The 19,049-nt window shown below is 56.5% G+C and carries 15 protein-coding genes and 5 pseudogenes; 16 read left to right on the top strand and 4 right to left on the bottom strand.

The window, feature by feature from the left end; translation table 11 throughout:
- Window positions 1–3 precede the first annotated feature (3 nt).
- From virB11 to ACCQ00_RS12860, 11 genes and pseudogenes are all read left to right on the top strand, one after another.
- The gene (gene virB11 / locus ACCQ00_RS12910; protein ID WP_005914233.1) at window positions 4–1,053 is read left to right on the top strand and encodes a P-type DNA transfer ATPase VirB11; all 1,050 of its coding nucleotides are present in this window, start codon (window positions 4–6) and stop codon (window positions 1,051–1,053) included.
- 62 nt (window positions 1,054–1,115) lie between these two features.
- Window positions 1,116–1,946, top strand: coding sequence for a lytic transglycosylase domain-containing protein (locus tag ACCQ00_RS12905; protein ID WP_017158329.1), 831 nt, complete (start codon window positions 1,116–1,118; stop codon window positions 1,944–1,946).
- Window positions 1,947–2,003: 57 nt separating this feature from the next.
- Entirely contained in the window at window positions 2,004–2,414 is a 411-nt protein-coding gene (locus ACCQ00_RS12900) for a TrbC/VirB2 family protein (RefSeq protein ID WP_011051714.1), read from the top strand.
- On the top strand, window positions 2,407–2,718 hold the full coding sequence (locus ACCQ00_RS12895) for a VirB3 family type IV secretion system protein (RefSeq protein ID WP_005914227.1): 312 nt from the start codon (window positions 2,407–2,409) through the stop codon (window positions 2,716–2,718). Before ACCQ00_RS12900 ends, ACCQ00_RS12895 begins: the two co-directional genes overlap by 8 nt.
- A 101-nt stretch (window positions 2,719–2,819) precedes the next feature.
- Complete coding sequence (locus tag ACCQ00_RS12890; protein ID WP_039571408.1) at window positions 2,820–5,273, top strand: VirB4 family type IV secretion/conjugal transfer ATPase; 2,454 nt, start codon at window positions 2,820–2,822, stop codon at window positions 5,271–5,273.
- 106 nt (window positions 5,274–5,379) lie between these two features.
- Window positions 5,380–6,102: a hypothetical protein gene (locus tag ACCQ00_RS12885; protein ID WP_039571411.1), complete on the top strand. Its 723-nt coding sequence runs from the start codon at window positions 5,380–5,382 to the stop codon at window positions 6,100–6,102.
- Window positions 6,103–6,202: 100 nt separating this feature from the next.
- Window positions 6,203–7,264 (top strand): TrbL/VirB6 family protein, encoded by a 1,062-nt coding sequence (locus tag ACCQ00_RS12880; RefSeq protein ID WP_372353944.1) that lies wholly within the window; start codon window positions 6,203–6,205, stop codon window positions 7,262–7,264.
- Window positions 7,265–7,282: 18 nt separating this feature from the next.
- Window positions 7,283–7,774 carry a DUF4189 domain-containing protein gene (locus ACCQ00_RS12875; RefSeq protein WP_080948852.1) on the top strand — a complete coding sequence of 164 codons (492 nt, stop codon included), beginning with the start codon at window positions 7,283–7,285 and terminating at the stop codon, window positions 7,772–7,774.
- 45 nt (window positions 7,775–7,819) lie between these two features.
- Complete coding sequence (locus ACCQ00_RS12870; RefSeq protein ID WP_127446496.1) at window positions 7,820–8,410, top strand: hypothetical protein; 591 nt, start codon at window positions 7,820–7,822, stop codon at window positions 8,408–8,410.
- Window positions 8,411–8,446: 36 nt separating this feature from the next.
- Window positions 8,447–9,772: a peptidoglycan-binding domain-containing protein gene (locus ACCQ00_RS12865; protein WP_236493333.1), complete on the top strand. Its 1,326-nt coding sequence runs from the start codon at window positions 8,447–8,449 to the stop codon at window positions 9,770–9,772.
- A 94-nt stretch (window positions 9,773–9,866) separates the two neighbouring features.
- Window positions 9,867–10,298 (top strand): annotated as a pseudogene (locus ACCQ00_RS12860) (type IV secretion system protein); the annotation flags it as partial.
- A 104-nt stretch (window positions 10,299–10,402) separates the two neighbouring features.
- Here ACCQ00_RS12860 and ACCQ00_RS12855 read toward each other — a convergent pair.
- Window positions 10,403–11,480, bottom strand: a pseudogene (locus ACCQ00_RS12855) (IS3 family transposase).
- 143 nt (window positions 11,481–11,623) lie between these two features.
- Between ACCQ00_RS12855 and ACCQ00_RS12850 the strand changes: the two are divergent.
- The 4 genes and pseudogenes from ACCQ00_RS12850 to ACCQ00_RS12835 all read left to right on the top strand — a co-directional run.
- Window positions 11,624–11,914 (top strand): annotated as a pseudogene (locus tag ACCQ00_RS12850) (DNA-binding protein); the annotation flags it as partial.
- Between the two features lie 133 nt (window positions 11,915–12,047).
- A pseudogene (locus ACCQ00_RS12845) lies at window positions 12,048–12,224 on the top strand (XopE/AvrPphe family type III secretion system effector); the annotation flags it as partial.
- Window positions 12,225–12,280: 56 nt separating this feature from the next.
- A complete protein-coding gene (avrBsT, locus tag ACCQ00_RS12840; RefSeq protein WP_080949173.1) occupies window positions 12,281–13,333 on the top strand; it encodes a type III secretion system YopJ family effector AvrBsT in 1,053 nt (350 codons plus the stop codon).
- A 920-nt stretch (window positions 13,334–14,253) separates the two neighbouring features.
- Window positions 14,254–14,586, top strand: a complete 333-nt coding sequence (locus ACCQ00_RS12835; RefSeq protein WP_039575256.1) for a helix-turn-helix domain-containing protein — start codon at window positions 14,254–14,256, stop codon at window positions 14,584–14,586.
- 24 nt (window positions 14,587–14,610) lie between these two features.
- On the opposite strand, the gene ACCQ00_RS12830 is transcribed toward ACCQ00_RS12835, so the two are convergent.
- Window positions 14,611–14,739 (bottom strand): hypothetical protein, encoded by a 129-nt coding sequence (locus tag ACCQ00_RS12830; RefSeq protein WP_236493371.1) that lies wholly within the window; start codon window positions 14,737–14,739, stop codon window positions 14,611–14,613.
- 121 nt (window positions 14,740–14,860) lie between these two features.
- Here ACCQ00_RS12830 and ACCQ00_RS12825 point away from each other — a divergent pair.
- A pseudogene (locus tag ACCQ00_RS12825) lies at window positions 14,861–15,363 on the top strand (IS3-like element ISXac2 family transposase); the annotation flags it as partial.
- A gap of 38 nt (window positions 15,364–15,401) precedes the next feature.
- On the opposite strand, the gene ACCQ00_RS12820 reads toward ACCQ00_RS12825, so the two are convergent.
- Both ACCQ00_RS12820 and htpG read right to left on the bottom strand, forming a co-directional pair.
- A protein-coding gene (locus ACCQ00_RS12820; RefSeq protein ID WP_099770635.1) for an IS3-like element ISXac2 family transposase occupies window positions 15,402–16,489 on the bottom strand; the annotation gives its coding sequence in 2 pieces (ribosomal slippage) (window positions 15,402–16,237 and window positions 16,237–16,489; 1,089 coding nt in all).
- 624 nt (window positions 16,490–17,113) lie between these two features.
- The gene (gene htpG, locus ACCQ00_RS12815; RefSeq protein ID WP_039571786.1) at window positions 17,114–19,018 is read right to left on the bottom strand and encodes a molecular chaperone HtpG; all 1,905 of its coding nucleotides are present in this window, start codon (window positions 19,016–19,018) and stop codon (window positions 17,114–17,116) included.
- Window positions 19,019–19,049 lie beyond the last annotated feature (31 nt).

The raw sequence follows: 19,049 nt of genomic DNA, 5'->3' as shown, positions 1-19,049 counted from the left end.
GAAATGGTTGCCATGACGATCGATGACTCCCCGACAGCGCGTATTTCTAATGACTTCCTGGACTACCAGTACTCCGTGCTGGGAATCCTGGACTATCTGAATTCGCCTGACGTGACCGAAATTTGCATCAATCGTCCTGGTGAGCTGTACCTGGAAACGATCCATGGATGGCAGCGAGTCGACGTGCCATCCCTCACCTACGACCGTGCGCGGCAGTTCTGTACGGCGGTCGTCAATGAGAGCAACACCGGGCAACGCATTACCGATGCCGATCCTGTCGTGTCGCTGACGTTTCCGACCGGGCAGCGCGCGCAGTTCGTCATGCCGCCCGCCTGCGATGCGGGCAAGGTGTCCATTACGATCCGACTTCCCTCGAAGCACACAAAGTCGCTGGAGCAGTACAAGCACGACGGTTTCTTCGACGAAGTGCTTGAGCAATCGGCGGATGTCAGCGATCACGACCAAGAATTGCTTGAGCTGCGCCGCAAGCGCGACTACGCAGAGTTCTTCAAGAAGTGCGTGCTTTACAAAAAAAACGTCGTTGTTGCTGGGGCGACAGGTAGCGGCAAGACCACCTTCATGAAGGCGCTGGTCAACCACATTCCAAGCGAAGAGCGCTTGGTGACGATTGAGGACGCCCGGGAGCTATTCATTAGCCAGCCGAACGCTGTGCACCTGCTTTATTCCAAGGGTGGTCAAAGCGCCAGCAACGTGACTGCTAAGAGCTGCATGGAGGCCTGCCTGCGTATGAAGCCAGACCGTATTATCCTTGCTGAGCTGCGCGGCGATGAATCGTTCTACTTCATTCGTAACTGCGCGTCGGGCCATCCCGGCTCTATCACCAGTTGCCATGCAGGAAGTGTCGAGCAGACCTGGGACCAGCTCGCATTGATGGTGAAGGCCTCCAATGAGGGCTCCGGTCTGGAGTTCGAGGTGATCAAACGTCTGTTGAGAATGACCATCGACATCGTGGTTCACATCAAGGCGCACGCTGGACGGCGCTTCATCACGGGGATTGATTTCGACCCTCTTCGCACGCTGCGCGGTGGCTAGGGCATCGACGTCATCGCTGATTTTGATCTGGTTTTGGAAGGAGTACTGACATGTTGCCTGGCATGGAACTGATGGGGTGCACTGGACTGGCCGTCCCCGGCGAGGTAATGCAACACGTTGTCCGTGTCGAGTCGTCGCGTAATCCCTATGCCATTGGTGTCGTTGGCGGACGCCTGGTGCGGGAGCCGCGCGGTCTGGCTGAAGCGGTCGCCACGGCGAAGATGCTGGAGCAGAAGGGGTACAACTTTTCGCTGGGTCTAGGCCAGGTCAATCGGTACAACCTGCAGAAGTACGGCTTGGCGACTTATGAGATGGCATTCGACAAATGCCCCAACTTGGTCGCCGCCTCAAAGATTCTGGCCGAATGCCACTCGCGTTCTGGCGCCAACTGGGGGAAGTCGTTTAGTTGCTACTACTCCGGAAATTTTGAAACCGGCTTCAAACATGGCTACGTGCAGAAGATCTACGCCTCCATTCGGCAGTCGGTAGCGTCTTCCGGTGCCGAGCCCATCGCAGTCGTGCCAACCCGCCAGGTGCAATTGAAGCCGGCGAATCCTCTGCGACAAGCTGCAGCCGAACTGGCAGACGCGATCGTGTCTCGTCGCATTCAGGATTTTGCCGGCGCGAGCCACACGGCGGCTTCACCGCCAGGGCCTATGCTATCCACGCCTACGACAGGGTATTCCTTGCCGAGCCGGGCGGCGCCTGTGGCTCCTGCAGCTGCTCCGGCAGAAAACGAGCTGTATGTAGTGAAGGCAACGGGGCAGGGGCGGGGGGTGGCGGTACCAGCCTCCGGTCCGCAAGCTTCGACGCTGATCGAGCAATCTGCACCCGTTTCTACGCAGCGAGCACCGCAAACAGTTCCGCAAGTGGATAGCGCATTCGTTTTTTAGGATGGAAATTGCCAAGGATATGGCTGCTGGACCCCCTCTGTTCCCAAGGAGTTAGACATGAAGTTTGAAATCGATAACAAGACGATCGCCGATGCCAAAATGGTCGGCACCCAGGCAGTAAAGGCATTGCTATTCATTTCGTTGCTGATGGTGGCCGGCGGTGCATCCGCAGACGGCAATGGTCTTGCAGACACCGACACCCGCGTGTGTGGCTTTTTGAATAATGTGACCAAGCTGTTGAACATGGGCTCGATCGCAGTGGTCACCATCGCAGTCATCGTGGCCGGCTACCAGATCGCTTTCGCACACAAGCGCATCTCCGAGGTCTCGCCAATTCTCATTGGTGGCGTTCTCATCGGTGCTGCTGGCCAGATCGCCAACATGATCCTTCAGAATAAAAACGGCAGTTCGGGTGATTGCTCGACGATCACCGGTTCGCTGATGCAGATCGCTCAATACTATGCATAAAGATGTACTCTTCCGCGGATGCACCCGCCCCGCCATGTTTTTGGGGGTGCCTTACATCCCCTTCTTCATTGGTGCGGGTGGTGGCTTGCTGTTGGGGATGTACATCAATCTTTGGTACCTGTTGACCATTCCAGTCATCATCTTTGCCATGCAGCAGATGGCCAAGCGTGACGAAATGATTTTCAGGTTGCTGGGATTACGCTGGCTGTTCCGAATGCGTGCGCGAAACCTTCAGCGTTATTCAGGAATGTGGGTCTTCAGCCCAAATGAATATCGCAAGAATCCCCCGGGAAAATCGCGATGAACACGTAGCCGTTTTACCAACCCCACGCATGCAACCCGCGTGGGGTTGGTGTTTCCGATGGTCGCTTGGTGTGATGCTTCCTCTCTAAATTTGGTAAGACCATGTTCAGTCCAGACAGTCCGATCAGCGAGTTTGTTTCCATCTCGACGCATGTTGCGCCGTCGGTCGTCAAGACGACTGCCGGTGACTATCTGTTGATCTGGCATCTGGGCGGTTTGCCGTTTGTTGGGCGAGACGAGTTCGAGCTCGAACAACGGCACAACACGTTTAACCGTCTTTTGCAGACCCTGCGCGCGCCGGATTTTGCCAACGTTGCATTTTGGGTCCACGATGTGCGGCGTCGGCGTAGAATCGGCACGGGCGGACGTTTCAAGCAGGCGTTCAATCAGAATTTGTCCGACGAGTATTACACAGCGCTTTCTTCGCAAAAGATCATGCAGAACGAGCTGTATTTCAGCATGATTTACAGGCCGGTGGTCACGGGACGTCGTTTAGTGGAGAAATCCGCGAACCCGGACAAGATTCGCGCGGAGGAAGAGCAGGCTGTTGCGAAGGTTGTCGAGCTCGCCACGAATGTGGAGGCTGTGCTCAAGGATTACGCTCCGTACAGGCTTGGCATGTACGAGGCAAAGAATGGCGTCGTCTTCTCCGAGACGCTGGAGTTCCTGGGCTACTTGTTGAACCGAATTGATGAGCCGGTGCCGGTCTTGCCAGCTCCGGTGCCCGCCTATTTGCCCGTCAGCAAGCATATGTTCGCTAACAAGACGGGCGATTTCGTCGTTCGGACTCCAGACGGAATCAATCACTTCGGCGCGATCCTGAACATCAAGGAATATGCGGACGGAACCTATCCTGGCATCCTCAATGGGCTGAAATATTTGGATTTCGAGTACGTCATGACGCACTCGTTCAGCCCGGTCGGCCGACATGATGCGCTGAAGGTGCTCGAACGCACCAAGGGAATGATGATTTCTTCAGGTGACAAATCGTCGACCCAGATTCGCGATCTCGATGTCGCGATGGACGATGTTGCCTCGGGAAATTTCGTGCTCGGTGAATACCATTTCACATTGGCGGTCTACGCCGACAGCCAGGAGAAGCTGGCCAGGCAGATCGCAACCACCCGCGCGGAGTTGTCCAATGCCGGTTTCGTGTCGGCCAAGGAAGATCTTGCGATCGCGTCGTCATTTTATTCGCAGCTGCCGGGCAACTGGCGCTTCCGTACGCGCATTGCCAATCTGAGCTCGCTCAATTTCCTCGGCTTGTCACCGCTGCACAATTTCGCCCAGGGCAAACAGCACAGCAATCCGTGGGGCGACTGCGTCACGACGCTGCAGACAACCAACGGGCAGCCGTACTACTTCAATTTTCATGCGACGCATCCGTCCGAAAACTCCCTGGGAGAGAAGGCCATCGGTAACACGATGGTGATCGGTAAGTCGGGTACCGGTAAGACGGCGCTGATCAACTTCCTATTGAGTCAGGTGCAGAAGTTCGACCCGATTCCGACCATCTTCTTCTTCGACAAGGACCGCGGCGCGGAGATTTTTGTGCGCGCCTGCGGCGGCAACTATCTGGCGCTGGAAAATGGGTCTCCGACCGGTTTCAATCCTTTTCAGTGCGAGCGCAATGACGCCAACACCCAGTTCCTGGCCGAGTTGATCAAGGTGCTGGGCGGCAAGGCCGAATACAGCGCACGTGAGGAAGAAGATATCTATCGTGCGGTGGAAGGCATGCTGGACACGCCGATGCACCTGCGCAGCATGAGCAATTTCCGCAAGAGTCTGCCCAACATGGGCGACGACGGTCTGTATGCGCGTCTGCGCCGCTGGACCGCTGGCAATTCGCTCGGTTGGGTGTTCGACAATCCTGTGGACACGATCGACCTGACGCGCGCATCCATCATCGGGTTCGACTACACCGACGTGATCGACAACGCCGAAGTGCGCGTGCCGGTGATCAACTACCTGCTGCATCGCCTGGAAGCGCTGATCGACGGGCGCCCGCTGATCTACGTGATGGACGAATTCTGGAAGATCCTGGACGGTAAGGGCGGCCTGAAGGAATTTGCCAAGAACAAGCAGAAGACCATCCGTAAGCAGAATGGCTTAGGGATTTTCGCCACGCAGAGCCCCGAAGACGCGCTGGCCAGCGACATTGCCGCCGCGCTGATCGAGCAGACGGCGACCATGATCCTGCTGCCGAACCCGAATGCCAGCCGCGACGATTACATCGAAGGGCTCAAGCTCACCGACGCCGAATACCAGGTGGTGGTGTCGCTTGACGAGCGTTCGCGCTGTTTCCTGGTCAAGCAGGGGCATGCCTCGGCGGTTTGCCAGCTCAACCTGCGCGGGATGGATGATGCGCTGTCGGTGATTTCCTCGTCCACCGACAATATCGAAATCATGCACCAAATTCTGGCGGGCAAGGCCGGCAAGCTTGGTGTCACCGTGGACCAACTGACGCCGGAGCAATGGTTGGCTGACTTCTATGCCAATCGCAAGGGTTCCGGTAAGCGCAAGTCGGCCAAGGACATGGAGGTCGAAGATGCATGACCGGCCCACGCGATCGCAGCAGTTTCAACCCGCACCATCTTCATTTGTGTCACAGGAGGCGAAGAACACCATGACAACCACGTTCAGACATTTTTCCCGAATCTTCATGGGACTGGTGCTGCTCAGCATGGCGGGAGTGGCCAGTGCGCAATGGGAAGTGGTCGACAAGGATCTCAACACGAAAACCAAGGAAATTCAGGATTCGCTCAAGCTTGGGAAAAAGCCCAAGGACAAGGACAGCGGGACAGAAGTCGACAAACCCAAGGAAGAGCTCAAGGTGGTCCCGGATGACTACGGGATTGCGGATTGCTCTAGCACCACGGCGGGTACGCCGGTGGCGACCCAGCAAAAAGAAGCTTGCGAGCTGATTCAGCGCACGCGCAATTCGCAGTACAACTACATGGTGGCGATGTACGACATCACCAAAAAGCGTCTTGAGCGCCTGCGCAAGATCGAGCAAGAGCGTACAGCGATCAAAGACACCGAACTGGGCAAGTTGGAAGACAACACCAACAAGCTGATCGCGCTGAAGGCGCTGATGGACATTGATCGCCAGCAAATGGAATCGGCGATGTTTGCATATCAGACGCGGCTGGGGTTTTTGACCAAACAGCAGGATGCGCAGGCGTGGGCGGCGATGCGGGGTAAGAAGGCTCCCTCCGGTGATCCTTCCAGCCAAGGCGGAGTCGGCAGCTTCTTCGAGAGTCTGGGCAACACCTTGGGTGATTTCGGCAAGTCGGTGGTTGCCGGCGTCGCGATGAAGGCGGCGCTGGACTCGGTCCGGTCCGACAAACCTCGTGATATGAAGCCGATGGAACTAGGGAATTGATAACTTGGCACGTGCAGGATGCGCGTGCCGTTGCAGGTGTAATCGAACCTGGAGCCGCGAGTGCTCCACGGCCTGGCCGTCCAGTGGAATGTGGTGACATATGGATTTTCTGAGCAGTCTTGGTAATTACGCGTTCTTCTCGCTGATCAACGATTTCTTGCGCGATGAGATCGATATTTTTCAGTGGACGCTCCTGCAGCGGACCTCGGCCTTGATTGGCGTTGTGTCCTTGACGGTGTTGACGCTGTGGATCATCTTCCAGGGGTATCGCATCGTGACCGGCCAGTCCCGCGAGGCGGCCATGGGCTTGGTGGTGACGGCGCTGCGCGCCTCGCTGATCATCGCCCTGGCGACGAGCATGGCGGAGGGTTCGTCAAAACTGTACTGGACGCTGACGGAGGGTGTCAGCCAGTCCATTACCCAAGTGGTGACCGGGGATTCGAAAAGTCCCTACAATGCGATCGACAAGAATCTGGGATTGATGCAGATCGCGATGATGAGCATCGATCAGATCCAGACAGCCGGCAACCAACAGCGCGACGACGAGAAGACCCGTGCGCGCTGGTTCACTGGGGTAGGGATGGCTGGCCCCGGCGTGGTGGGTGGCTCATTGCTTCTGTTGAACAAGATTGGGATGGCGCTGTTTGTGGGCTTCGGTCCATTGTTCATCATGTGCCTGTTGTTCCAGGCGACGAAGTCGTTGTTCAGCAAGTGGCTGCTATACGGGTTAGGTATGGTGTTTTCGTTGTCGGTGCTGAGCTTCACGGTGAGCCTGGCGACGAAGGTGGTTGGCGCAGTGGCGCTTGCGTTCCTGGTGAAGTACGCGATGCCAGGCTCAAGTGGCGAGGGCATCAGCAGCATGGCGTTGCAGCAAGGAGGGTTAGGCTTGGTGATGACGACGTTGATCGTAACCGCTCCCCCGATGGCAGCGGCGTTCTTCCAGGGCACGCTGGGTCAGTTCACGGCCTACTCCGCGCTAGGGCAGCTGGACCGGGCCAATCAGGAGCCGGGGGCTGGTAGGCCTTATCAGCCTGCACCGCCTGCTAGTAATACTGATAGTCGACGTGCGGAAGACTCCACTAGTATGCCTACAGTAATGCGTAGAGATTCTGCTCCGTCTCAAGAGGCTAGTACAGGTGATCGTGGTCTTGCGCAAAAATAAAACACTTAGGTGAAAAAAATGATTCGTCTATTGCTGGGTATTTTTTTAAATACGGTTTTAGTTGTTGTTGCTTCTGCACAAACTGCCTGCCCTGTGGGTGTCAGTCCGGGAAGCCCACAATGTGGGCCCGATTCTGGCACATCTAGAGGGGATGCTGCCGCGTCTCCACCAAGGCCAACAGGCGAGTGGATTAAAACTTGGGGCGCAATTGCTCGTTCTAACTCTACTGGCGAAGCTGGGAGTGCAGTAGGCAAATTTTCTGAGGGGGAAGCGGAGCAAGCTGCAATTCGACAATGTGCTTTAGGGGGGGCGGGAGACTGCGAGGTGCGATTGAGTTATCAGAATCAGTGTGCCGCACTTGTGTCATCGCAATCCCGGAGTTTTTATCAGTCGTCTGCTACAGAAAAGAACGCTATTCAGCTGGCGGTTAAAGCTTGTGAGGCGACTAATAGTGGGTCATGTAAAGTCGCGTATTCCGAGTGTTCTAAGCCAATATTTCGAAAGTTCTAACGATTTTTTTGGCGGTTTCCTGTTTAAAACATTGATGGAATTTCAATGATTAAGAGCTCAAAAATTTTTAATTTTTTTCTTATTTTAGGTTTGCCTTTTATTGGTGCTTGTAAAGAAGATTCGTCTCAAAAAGAAGCTGTCGCTAGTCAATCGCAAGATTCGCAACAGAAAATTAATAATTCTGCTTCTAAGCCTGAAAGTTCAATGGTGAGTGAGCCCTCGCAGAGTTTATCCGTTGCCGAGCAAAATGCAAATGCAGGGCCAAATCCTGAGTCTGTTGATATTAAGAAAATCGCAGCTGGGCTTAAGGAAGGTATGCCATACGGCGATTTGCGCAAGAGCGTGATTTCTGGGAACTGGAGGCCGAAAGAACATCCGGAATGCAAAAAAAACGTGATTGGCGATGACTTCGAAAGTATATGTTCGAAGAATCCGAAACAGTGTGCAGTGTGCGACGAGTTGCCTGAATTGGATGTGTGTAGTGGCGACGGACATTGTATAACAGAGTTTTCTAGCAGCGACGGCAGTAAAGTTTTGAAGGTTTCTACCTACGGCGAAATTCAGGATGGACTGGTAGATGGTAGTGAATCTCGGCTTTTTGTTTCATGGTGGGATGTTTCACCTAAAGCTGACTGATTTGAATCGTTTATAAAATCACAGGAGGTGCTGGATATGAGTAGTCCCTTGGCAGATTTGATTCAACGCGGTGAATCCGGGCGTGACAATTACAATGCTTATAACCGGGGCACATATGTTGGAGCTGATGGTCGGGAGCATATTCGTGGAAGCACCGGCCCGTTAGATTTTTCAGGCATGACTGTCGGTGAGGTAATGGATAGTCAGGCTTTGCCTAGAGGCGATGAAGATCGACTTTTTGCAGTGGGTCGCTATCAGGTCATACCTTCTACGATGAAGGATGCGGTGAATAAATTGTGCCTTGAGCGCTCTCAGGAATTCACGCCAGAGCTCCAAGATCAAGTATTTTCAGATTATCTAATTACTCATAAAAAGTCTGCAGTTCGTAACTATATTACCGATGCATCCGGTTCCTCGTTGAATAGTGCGCAGAAAGCGCTCGCGCAAGAGTGGGCCAGTATTGCCGATCCAGGTACTGGGAAAAGCTATTATGACAAGCCGGGCGGTTCTAATCACGCTTCGATCACGAGCGCAGAGACAGAGCAGGCCTTGAATACGATGCGTCAATCGTATCGTTCGGCGATCGAAAGTGGGGTGCCCCCGGAGCAGGCATGGGAGCAAATCAATTCCCAGCCCGCCAAACAGCTTTCTGCACCTCAGCATGCAAATCGCAACACGTCTCATGACGGCAAGCTAGAACGAGGCGAGCGCGTTGATCAGGTGAAGCAGTTGCAAGGCCAACTTGCGCAACTCGATGCTGTTGGCCGCGACGGCAAGCCCTTGCACGCCGATGGTGACTTCGGCGCCAACACCAAATACGCGGTCGAGCAATTCCAGCATGCGCATGGTTTGCATGTAGACGGTGTGGTTGGGCAAAAGACGCGGGCAGCATTGGGACAGGCGCTGTCCCAGTATTCCAATAAACATATGGAGCAAACTGCCTCTCCCTCTTCGCAAGCGCTATCTTCGTCCGGCCCGTTGTTGTCCGACCCGCGTCATCCAGACAACGGCATGTTCGTCGGCACGGTAGGCAAGCTGGAAGCCCTGGGCGAGCGCGGCGGCTTTGCCAACCGCAAAGAACTTGAGCAGGCAGCCGGACAAATCGTGTTTGAGTCCAAGGTGAGCGGTCTACAGCGCATCGATCATGTCGTGCCGAACAAGAGCGGAGACGGCTTCTTCGCAGTGCAGGGCGAGATGACCGACCCCGCGATGCGTCGTGTTTTCGTCGATCGTGATCAGGCACAAGGGCATTCCTTGGAGCAGAGCAGCCGACAGGTCGCCGAGGAAAATCAGCGCCAGACAGCACAGATGCAATCGCAGGTGCAGACGCAACAAGCTGCTTCGCCTGCGATGTCGATGTAACAAATTGTGATTTTTTAAGCGGAATTGCGTTCTTACCGAGGCCAGCTAAATAGCCTCGGTCCAACGCGCCGAATGCTGTGATCTGACACCCTAGATCTTTATTCAGGGGTACCGCATCGTGACCGGCCAGTCCCGCGAGGCGGCTATGGGCTTAATGGTGACGGCGCTGCGCGCCTCGCTGATCATCGCCCTGGCGACGAGCATGGCGGAGGGTTCGTCAAAACTGTACTGGACGCTGACGGAGGGTGTCAGCCAGTCCATTACCCAAGTGGTGACCGGGGATTCGAAAAGTCCCTACGATGCGATCGACAAGAATCTGGGATTGATGCAGATCGCGATGATGAGCATCGATCAGATCCAGACAGCCGGCAATCAACAGCGCGACGACGAGAAGACCCGCGCGCGCTGGTTCACTGGGGTAGGGATGGCTGGCCCCGGCGTGGTGGGTGGCTCATTGCTTCTGTTGAACAAGATTGGGATGGCGCTGTTTGTGGGCTTCGGTCCATTGTTCATCATGTGCCTGCTGCGACGTCCCCCCGCCCTGAGTAGCGGCCAGGTTTAGAGTCCGGGGTTGATGATAGCGGCGTTGGCCGGTAATCCCCCCACTTTTAGCGGTCGCCAGAAGTGGAGCTAAGCGGCCATCGCCAACTTCATGGCAGGCGTGATGCCGCCGAGCGCCATATTCGGACGCTCGTGGTTGTACGTCCATAGCCAGCGGGTGGCTTTGTCCTGCACCTGGTCGATGGTGTCGAACAGGGTTTGGGCGAGCCAGGCGTAGCGGATGGTGCGGTTGTAGCGTTCAACGTAGGCGTTCTGCTGTGGCTTGCCCGGCTGGATGTGCTCGACCCGGATACCATGCCGCTGCGCCCAGGACAGCAACGCGCCACTGATGTATTCAGGGCCGTTGTCGCAGCGGATCACGGCGGGCTTGCCGCGCCACTCGATGATCTGCTCCAGCGATCGGATCACACGGGCTGACGGCAGCGACAGATCCACCTCGATCCCCAGCCCCTCGCGATTGAAGTCGTCGAGCACATTGAACAGCCGGAAGCTGCGGCCGTCGGCCAACTGGTCGTGCATGAAGTCCATCGACCAGACCTGGTTGATAGCCTCCGGCACCGCCAGAGGCTCGGGCCGCTCACGCACCAGCCGCTTCCTCGGCTTGATCCGCAGGTTCAACTCCAGCTCGCGGTAGATCCGGTAGACCCGCTTGTGATTCCAGCCAAAGCCCTTCACGTTAGGTAGCACAGGCCAAAGCCCCAGTCGCGATGGGCGGTCGTCAGGCGGACCAGCCAGTCGGCGATCCGGGCGTTCTGCTCGCTGGCCTTGGCCTGGTAGCGGAAGCAGGTCTGGCTCACCGCGAAGGCCTGGCAGGCGTGGCGGATGTTCGTACGCCCGCTCGTGACTGCCGATTGGGCCATCTCGCGTCGCTGAGATGGCCTCACCATTTTTTTGCGAGCGCTTCCTTCAGCAGGTCGGTACTGAGCTGCGCCTCGGCGTACATCTTCTTGAGCCGGCGGTTCTCCTCCTCCAGCTCCTTCATGCGCGCGACCATGGACACGTCCATGCCGCCGAACTTGCTGCGCCACTTGTAGAACGTGGCCGAGCTGATGCCGTGCTCGCGGCACAGCTCCGGCACGGGCGCACCGGCCTGGGCCTGCTTGAGCACGGCGATGATCTGGCTGTCGGTAAAGCGGGACTTCTTCATGGAACCTCCTCGAGAAAGGATACGAGAAAATTCCACTTCTGGCGTCTGCTAATGGGCGGGGGGATTACCGTCCCCTGTAGAGTTTGAACGGCGCTACGCGCAACGAGGGTCTTGAGTGTCTACGGAACCCTGGGCGTATCACCCAGCAACGCGAGCACGACGCGCTGCGCCTGGCGGCCGCCGAGCACCAAGCCCTGCAGGTGCGCTGGACCTACGATGTCCACGCGCTGGAAGGCGTACGCACCGAACTGGCGGCGGCGCGGACCGAGCTGGTCGAAGAGCGCCAGCGCCGGGAACACGCCGAGGCGGACACCTTGCGGGCCACGGTGCGCCTGAGCACGCTGGAACAACTCCTGGCGCAGCTGCGGCCAGCGCACTCCGTCGGCGAACCCGAAAACGCCATCGCAGCCGGTGCAATGCCGGCAGGCAGATGATCAGCCGCTTGGCGAAGACTCGGGAATCCCCCCGCATCAATGCTTCGTCGCCCCAGCCAGGATTTCGGTGAGGCGGAGCGAATCGGAAAGCTTCTCGCCAAGCTTGCTTCCACACTTACTGCAGGAGATCGACATGGGTCTATGCAATTCAAAGCCGAGCGTGTTGGGTTCACCCGTAGCGGGTTCACCTGAGCATTATTTCACCCACACCGCAGAGCAGACCACGCCCTCTACGCCTTCATCCCCCGAGGCGCCCATGTCACCCAGCATGCATGGCTTGGTGACACTCGTCTCTTTGGGAACGGGGCGGACTTTTTAATCATCGTTAGGTATTGCACGACAAATTCAAATTAAAAGTTAATATATATGAAGAATTTTATGCGTTCACTTGGCTTTGGTTCTAGCCGTTCTAGCCGTTCTAGTAGCTCAAATTGGAATGAACAGCAAACTGATAATGACGAGCAAACGCCTGCCTCAAGTCCTTCCACGAGCCCTTCCCAAACTAGCTCGGCATTTTCTGCGCTCCCGGAACGCCCACGCAAAAAAGCTATTGCGCTGGAAGAATCGCTGAATAGTTCAAATAATATTCCTTATGAAATGCGGATGTATGCGGAGGCTGCATTATCTGCCGCGAAGCATGGAAGTTCCGAAGCTATAACAAAAGCTGATGTTGAAAATAAATATTATTTAGCACATGCATATAATGAGAGATTTCCAGAGCTCCATCTTAGCTGTCACGACTCCGCCCAATCCTTTTTTTCCGAATTTATGACTTCTGGAAAGCAGGCTTGGCGATCAATCGTTCGCCTATCTCCTTCGAGCCTGCATCATGCGGCGATTGACGTTAGATTTAAAGATGGGAAGCGTACGATGTTGGTAATTGAGCCAGCACTTGCCTACGGAATGGAAGACGGCGAAATTAAGGTTATGGCCGGCTATGAAACATTAGGGAAGAATGTTCAGAATTGCCTTGGTGAAAATGGAGACATGGCGGTCATTCAACTGGGCGCGCAGAAGTCTCGTTTTGATTGTGTTATTTTTTCATTGAATATGGCTCTGTGCGCTTATCAAAAAGACAGCGTTTTTGACAATCTTCACGATTGTTTAAGAAGAAACGTTCGATGCTTTTCGTCCGGGGAGAGGAAGTCCATTCTGCATAAGAATATAGAGTTCATAGAGGGCGACAAATTTTTACCGCCAATCTTTTATAAGCATTCACACTCTAGAGGGGTTGTAGGCGAATTCATATCGAATCAGCCTGAATATGCTCATAAAAATGTGAGCACAGGACGCACCAACCCAAATGAAGATCTTTCCGAAAGAGTAGAAAACTTTCGTGTGCGAAGAGGTGACCTAAGCTATAGCATGTCGATTGAGGCATCTCGATTGAGGAAAATTAGGAAAACTATTGAATCATAATTCGTCGGCCTGAATAATTACTTCATGCGCCTATGCAAGTCAAAGGGTTCAAGTCGAACCACAAGCGTGTTTATCGCATCTACCGCGAGTTTGGAGCTGAATGAGGCCGGCAGGGATTCGTGCAAAAAAAACCAAAATTTGGATAACTTGCTGTTAGTAAAGATTTTTTGCAGATTCCTGCCGGCCATCAATCCCGGCCGCGTGTACTTCCGAACAGTCCTTGCGTGCTCTGCTGTGAAGCCGGCGGCATCCGTGTGTTACCCACACTGCGACCGACCGGTCTCGCACAGTCGCCGCAAGACAGTTGCAGCGTGCCGAACCTCAAAAGGGACGAGGTAGTGGGTGAGCCGATGGAAGCGCCGTTTTATCTGGCAACTTCATTTTTTCACAAAAGAGAACGGATTCTGCGAGTCATTTTACACTTATGCTGGCTAAACCCCGATATTGCGATTGCCCCGTTCGAGGGTCGGCAGGGATTCGTGTAAAGGCCTTCGCTAACAGCAAGTTAGCTCACTTTTGGCTGTTTTTTACACGAATCCCTGCCGACCCTCAATAACGCGCGATTCCACGCACTGGCGCGGCGGACAGTGGTCAGCGGTCGTGACAGGCCTTTTGCCTACCGCCTCGCAATAAATTTTCTACTGCGCCGGTTCAGCGGCATTTGCGGGGCGTTGCCCGCAAAGCCTTGCGGGATAAGGCTTTCGCGTGCAAACGGTGTTTTCGCTTCGTCGAATTCGTGCACTTAACGGGCGTTGATAAGTGCATACAAGTACAGCTATAATTCCGCCTATCGCTTTTTGACACCTTGAATTCCCCATCCACTTTCGCCATGCGAAGCTGATGCAGACACCTCAAATCCTCGCTTGCCCTGGCCGCTTCGCGCCCACGGCCCCAGACACACTCCTGGTGAGGTACAGACTATGAACACTCAGACCACTCAGAATCCTTTCGCGCTGTTCTCCGACGATCCGGCCGAGTTCAATAAGCAAGACTTAAAAGCCAAGCTCGGGATCACATTGATCCAGCTCATCCGTGCCAAAGGCTGGACGCAGGCCACCACCTCCGCACATTTGAAGGTCGCCCAGCCACGCATCAGTGACTTGATGCGCGGCAAGCTGGACCGCTTCTCCATCGATGCATTGATGGAAATGATGTTCCGTGCCGGCTATGCGTTCGACTACCTGTTCGATTTCTCGGGCGATGACAAGGCACAACCGCGCCTGGAAATGAAATTGAAAAAGGCGATGCTGTAACAGCATCGCCTCCTTCTCCGCTAGCTACTGGTCTGCGCCCAGTTGCTTCAGCCGTTCCGCTGTCGTTGCGATCAACTGCCTGTCCGGACCCTGGCCGGTCTTGGACGTGGCATGCAACACCACCACACTGCCGTTCTTACGTTCCACGTACATGCAGCGGTAGGCGGGGCTTCCATTGATTTTTAACTCGATGACGCCCTTGCCTGGTAATCCCCCCGCCCATTAGCAGACGCCAGAAGTGGAATTTTCTCGTATCCTTTCTCGAGGAGGTTCCATGAAGAAGTCCCGCTTTACCGACAGCCAGATCATCGCCGTGCTCAAGCAGGCCCAGGCCGGTGCGCCCGTGCCGGAGCTGTGCCGCGAGCACGGCATCAGCTCGGCCACGTTCTACAAGTGGCGCAGCAAGTTCGGCGGCATGGACGTGTCCATGGTCGCGCGCATGAAGGAGCTGGAGGAGGAGAACCGCCGGCTCAAGAAGATGTACGCCGAGGCGCAGCTCAGTACCGACCTGCTGAAGGAAGCGCTCGCAAAAAAATGGTGAGGCCATCTCAGCGACGCGAGATGGCCCAATCGGCAGTCACGAGCGGGCGTACGAACATCCGCCACGCCTGCCAGGCCTTCGCGGTGAGCCAGACCTGCTTCCGCTACCAGGCCAAGGCCAGCGAGCAGAACGCCCGGATCGCCGACTGGCTGGTCCGCCTGACGACCGCCCATCGCGACTGGGGCTTTGGCCTGTGCTACCTGTACCTGCGCAACGTGAAGGGCTTTGGCTGGAATGGTAATCCCCCCACTTTTAGCGGTCGCCAGAAGTGGAGCTAAGCGGCCATCGCCAACTTCATGGCAGGCGTGATGCCGCCGAGCGCCATATTCGGACGCTCGTGGTTGTACGTCCATAGCCAGCGGGTGGCTTTGTCCTGCACCTGGTCGATGGTGTCGAACAGGGTTTGGGCGAGCCAGGCGTAGCGGATGGTGCGGTTGTAGCGTTCAACGTAGGCGTTCTGCTGTGGCTTGCCCGGCTGGATGTGCTCGACCCGGATACCATGCCGCTGCGCCCAGGACAGCAACGCGCCACTGATGTATTCAGGGCCGTTGTCGCAGCGGATCACGGCGGGCTTGCCGCGCCACTCGATGATCTGCTCCAGCGATCGGATCACACGGGCTGACGGCAGCGACAGATCCACCTCGATCCCCAGCCCCTCGCGATTGAAGTCGTCGAGCACATTGAACAGCCGGAAGCTGCGGCCGTCGGCCAACTGGTCGTGCATGAAGTCCATCGACCAGACCTGGTTGATAGCCTCCGGCACCGCCAGAGGCTCGGGCCGCTCACGCACCAGCCGCTTCCTCGGCTTGATCCGCAGGTTCAACTCCAGCTCGCGGTAGATCCGGTAGACCCGCTTGTGATTCCAGCCAAAGCCCTTCACGTTGCGCAGGTACAGGTAGCACAGGCCAAAGCCCCAGTCGCGATGGGCGGTCGTCAGGCGGACCAGCCAGTCGGCGATCCGGGCGTTCTGCTCGCTGGCCTTGGCCTGGTAGCGGAAGCAGGTCTGGCTCACCGCGAAGGCCTGGCAGGCGTGGCGGATGTTCGTACGCCCGCTCGTGACTGCCGATTGGGCCATCTCGCGTCGCTGAGATGGCCTCACCATTTTTTTGCGAGCGCTTCCTTCAGCAGGTCGGTACTGAGCTGCGCCTCGGCGTACATCTTCTTGAGCCGGCGGTTCTCCTCCTCCAGCTCCTTCATGCGCGCGACCATGGACACGTCCATGCCGCCGAACTTGCTGCGCCACTTGTAGAACGTGGCCGAGCTGATGCCGTGCTCGCGGCACAGCTCCGGCACGGGCGCACCGGCCTGGGCCTGCTTGAGCACGGCGATGATCTGGCTGTCGGTAAAGCGGGACTTCTTCATGGAACCTCCTCGGGAAAGGGGACGAGAAAATTCCACTTCTGGCGTCTGCTAATGGGCGGGGGGATTACCCACCCAGCTTCATAGCCATCAAGCTGCGGATTCAGCGCGCGAGGCAATGATGGGATTTTTCCCACTTCAAACTGTTGGGCTAATGAGGTTTGAGTGGCCAGAAGCAATGGAAGGCTAAAAAAAATCCCTGCCATTTTTATAAGTGGGGTTGATGCATGTCCTTGGTCAGTCCGGAGCCTGTTTACTATGCCCTCGGCGACTAAATTAAGCCATCCATTGCTCATTATTAATTCCTAAGTATCTTCTGTTAGTAGATTTTTGGAAGGGGCGGTTGAAAAATCGTGCTTGAAGTTTTCAGCCTGATCCTAGCTAGGATCCACTTGAGTGAAGTCTGGCCTATAGTCGAGTGCTACACGGGGGGCTCTGGCGGCCATTGAAATTTCTAGTGAGCTTACACCGAATATGCCCTTCATCGCCTCATTGTCTTTGCTGTGATTTCCTTGTATGGCCATCATGGATGGCGCGTACTTCCGCATCAATCGGCGTGACAGCTGGTGCCCAAACGCAAAGACCGGCAATAAGCCGGTCTTTGCGTCACACACAAGGCCTAGTGACTTACACCGCCAACTCCAACAACAACTTATTCAATCGCCTTACATACCCGGCCGGATCCTTCAGGCTATCGCCCGCAGCCAGGGCAGCCTGGTCGAACAACACCCGACTCAGGTCACCGAAGCGATCCATATCCTGTTCCGCATCCAGCTTTTCGATCAGCGGGTGGGTGGGGTTGAATTCGAACACCGGCTTGCTTTCCGGCACCGCTTGGCCGCTGGCTTCCAGCAGCTGGCGCATCTGCAGGCCCAGGTCGCCTTGGCCAATCGCCAGGATGGCGGGGGAATCGGTCAGGCGGTGCGAGACGCGTACTTCAGCCACGTCGTCGCCGAGGGCGGCCTTGATGCGCGAGGCCAGGCCTTCCTTGGATTTGGCGAGGTCTTCCTGCGCCTTCTTGTCCTCTTCCGAATCCAGCTTGCCCAGGTCCAGGTCGCCGCGGGCCACGTCCACGAACGACTTGCCGTCGAATTCGGTGAGGTAGCTCATCAGCCATTCGTCGATGCGGTCGGTGAGCAGCAGCACTTCGATGCCCTTCTTGCGGAACACCTCAAGATGCGGGCTGTCCTTGATCTGCGCGTAGCTCTCGCCGGTGAGGTAATACAGCTTGTCCTGGCCTTCGGCCAACCGGCTGACGTAATCGGCCAGGCCCACGCTCTGCGCGCCAGTGGTGTCGTGCGTGGACGAAAAACGCAGCAGGCCGGCGATCTTTTCGCGGTTTGCGTAATCCTCGGCCGGGCCTTCCTTCAATGCCTGGCCGAAGTTGCGCCAGAACGTGGCGTAGTCGTCCGGCTTGTCCTTGGCCAGCTTTTCCAGCATGTCCAGCGAGCGCTTGGTCAGCGCCGACTTCATCGAATCGACCACCGGGCCGGACTGCAGGATTTCGCGCGAGACGTTGAGCGAGAGGTCCGACGAATCCACCACGCCCTTGATGAAACGCAGGTACAGCGGCAGGAACTGCTCGGCCTGGTCCATGATGAAAACGCGCTGCACGTACAGCTTCAGGCCCTTGGCCGAATCGCGGTGGTACAGGTCGAACGGCGCGCGGCCTGGTACGAACAGCAGCGAGGTGTATTCCAGCTTGCCTTCGACCTTGTTGTGGCTCCACGCCAGCGGGTTGCCCGCGTCGTGGGCGATGTGCTTGTAGAACTCCTGATACTCCTCGTCCTTGATCTCGGACTTGGGGCGCGTCCACAGTGCACTGGCGCGGTTGACCGCTTCCCACGCCGGCTCTGCCGGCTTGTCGGCCTCATCGCCGTAATGCTCCTTGCGCATCTCGATCGGCAGGCCGATGTGGTCGGAGTATTTCTTGAGGATGCCGCGCAGCGTCCAGCCATCGGCAAACGATTCTTCGCCTTCCTTCAGGTGCAGCACGATGCGGGTGCCGCGCTCGGGCTTGTCGACGCTGGCGACCTCGAATTCGCCTTCGCCGCGCGAGGACCAATGCACGCCTTCGCTGGCCGGAAGGCCGGCGCGGCGCGAATACACGTCCACCTGGTCGGCGACGATGAAAGCGCTATAGAAGCCCACGCCGAACTGGCCGATCAGGTTGGCGTCCTTTTTCTGGTCGCCGCTCAGGTGCTTGAGGAAATCGGCAGTGCCGGACTTGGCGATGGTGCCCAGGTGCGAGACCGCATCCTCGCGGCTCATGCCGATGCCGTTGTCGTCGATGGTGACGGTGCGCGCGTCCTTGTCGTAGTCGACGCGAATGCGCAGCTCGCCGCTGCCTTCCAGCAGCTCGGGCTTGACCAAGGCTTCGAAGCGCAGCTTGTCGGCGGCATCGGCGGCATTGGAGACCAGCTCGCGCAGGAAGATTTCCTTGTTCGAGTACAACGAATGGATCATCAGCTGCAGCAGCTGCTTGACCTCGGTCTGGAAGCCGAGCGTCTGCTTATCGGTTTCAACGGTCATTGGGGTCGTGCTCCGTGGTGGTCCAGGCCGC

The sequence above is a fragment of the Xanthomonas sp. NCPPB 3761 genome, assembly GCF_041475705.2.
GTDB classification, from domain to species: domain Bacteria; phylum Pseudomonadota; class Gammaproteobacteria; order Xanthomonadales; family Xanthomonadaceae; genus Xanthomonas; species Xanthomonas phaseoli.
The sequence above is the reverse complement of the archived record's forward strand: the minus strand, read 5'-3'. Positions and strand labels throughout refer to the sequence as shown.

Bases quoted from the DNA above. Each gene is read 5' to 3' on its own strand.
- ACCQ00_RS12895 (WP_005914227.1), top strand. From the start codon at position 2,407: ATGCATAAAGATGTACTCTTCCGCGGATGCACCCGCCCCGCCATGTTT.
- virB11 (WP_005914233.1), top strand. From the start codon at position 4: ATGGTTGCCATGACGATCGATGACTCCCCGACAGCGCGTATTTCTAAT.
- ACCQ00_RS12870 (WP_127446496.1), top strand. From the start codon at position 7,820: ATGATTAAGAGCTCAAAAATTTTTAATTTTTTTCTTATTTTAGGTTTG.
- ACCQ00_RS12830 (WP_236493371.1), bottom strand. From the start codon at position 14,739: ATGTACGTGGAACGTAAGAACGGCAGTGTGGTGGTGTTGCATGCCACG.
- ACCQ00_RS12835 (WP_039575256.1), top strand. From the start codon at position 14,254: ATGAACACTCAGACCACTCAGAATCCTTTCGCGCTGTTCTCCGACGAT.
- ACCQ00_RS12905 (WP_017158329.1), top strand. From the start codon at position 1,116: ATGGAACTGATGGGGTGCACTGGACTGGCCGTCCCCGGCGAGGTAATG.
- ACCQ00_RS12890 (WP_039571408.1), top strand. From the start codon at position 2,820: ATGTTCAGTCCAGACAGTCCGATCAGCGAGTTTGTTTCCATCTCGACG.
- avrBsT (WP_080949173.1), top strand. From the start codon at position 12,281: ATGAAGAATTTTATGCGTTCACTTGGCTTTGGTTCTAGCCGTTCTAGC.
- htpG (WP_039571786.1), bottom strand. From the start codon at position 19,018: ATGACCGTTGAAACCGATAAGCAGACGCTCGGCTTCCAGACCGAGGTC.
- ACCQ00_RS12875 (WP_080948852.1), top strand. From the start codon at position 7,283: ATGATTCGTCTATTGCTGGGTATTTTTTTAAATACGGTTTTAGTTGTT.
- ACCQ00_RS12865 (WP_236493333.1), top strand. From the start codon at position 8,447: ATGAGTAGTCCCTTGGCAGATTTGATTCAACGCGGTGAATCCGGGCGT.
- ACCQ00_RS12880 (WP_372353944.1), top strand. From the start codon at position 6,203: ATGGATTTTCTGAGCAGTCTTGGTAATTACGCGTTCTTCTCGCTGATC.
- ACCQ00_RS12900 (WP_011051714.1), top strand. From the start codon at position 2,004: ATGAAGTTTGAAATCGATAACAAGACGATCGCCGATGCCAAAATGGTC.
- ACCQ00_RS12885 (WP_039571411.1), top strand. From the start codon at position 5,380: ATGGGACTGGTGCTGCTCAGCATGGCGGGAGTGGCCAGTGCGCAATGG.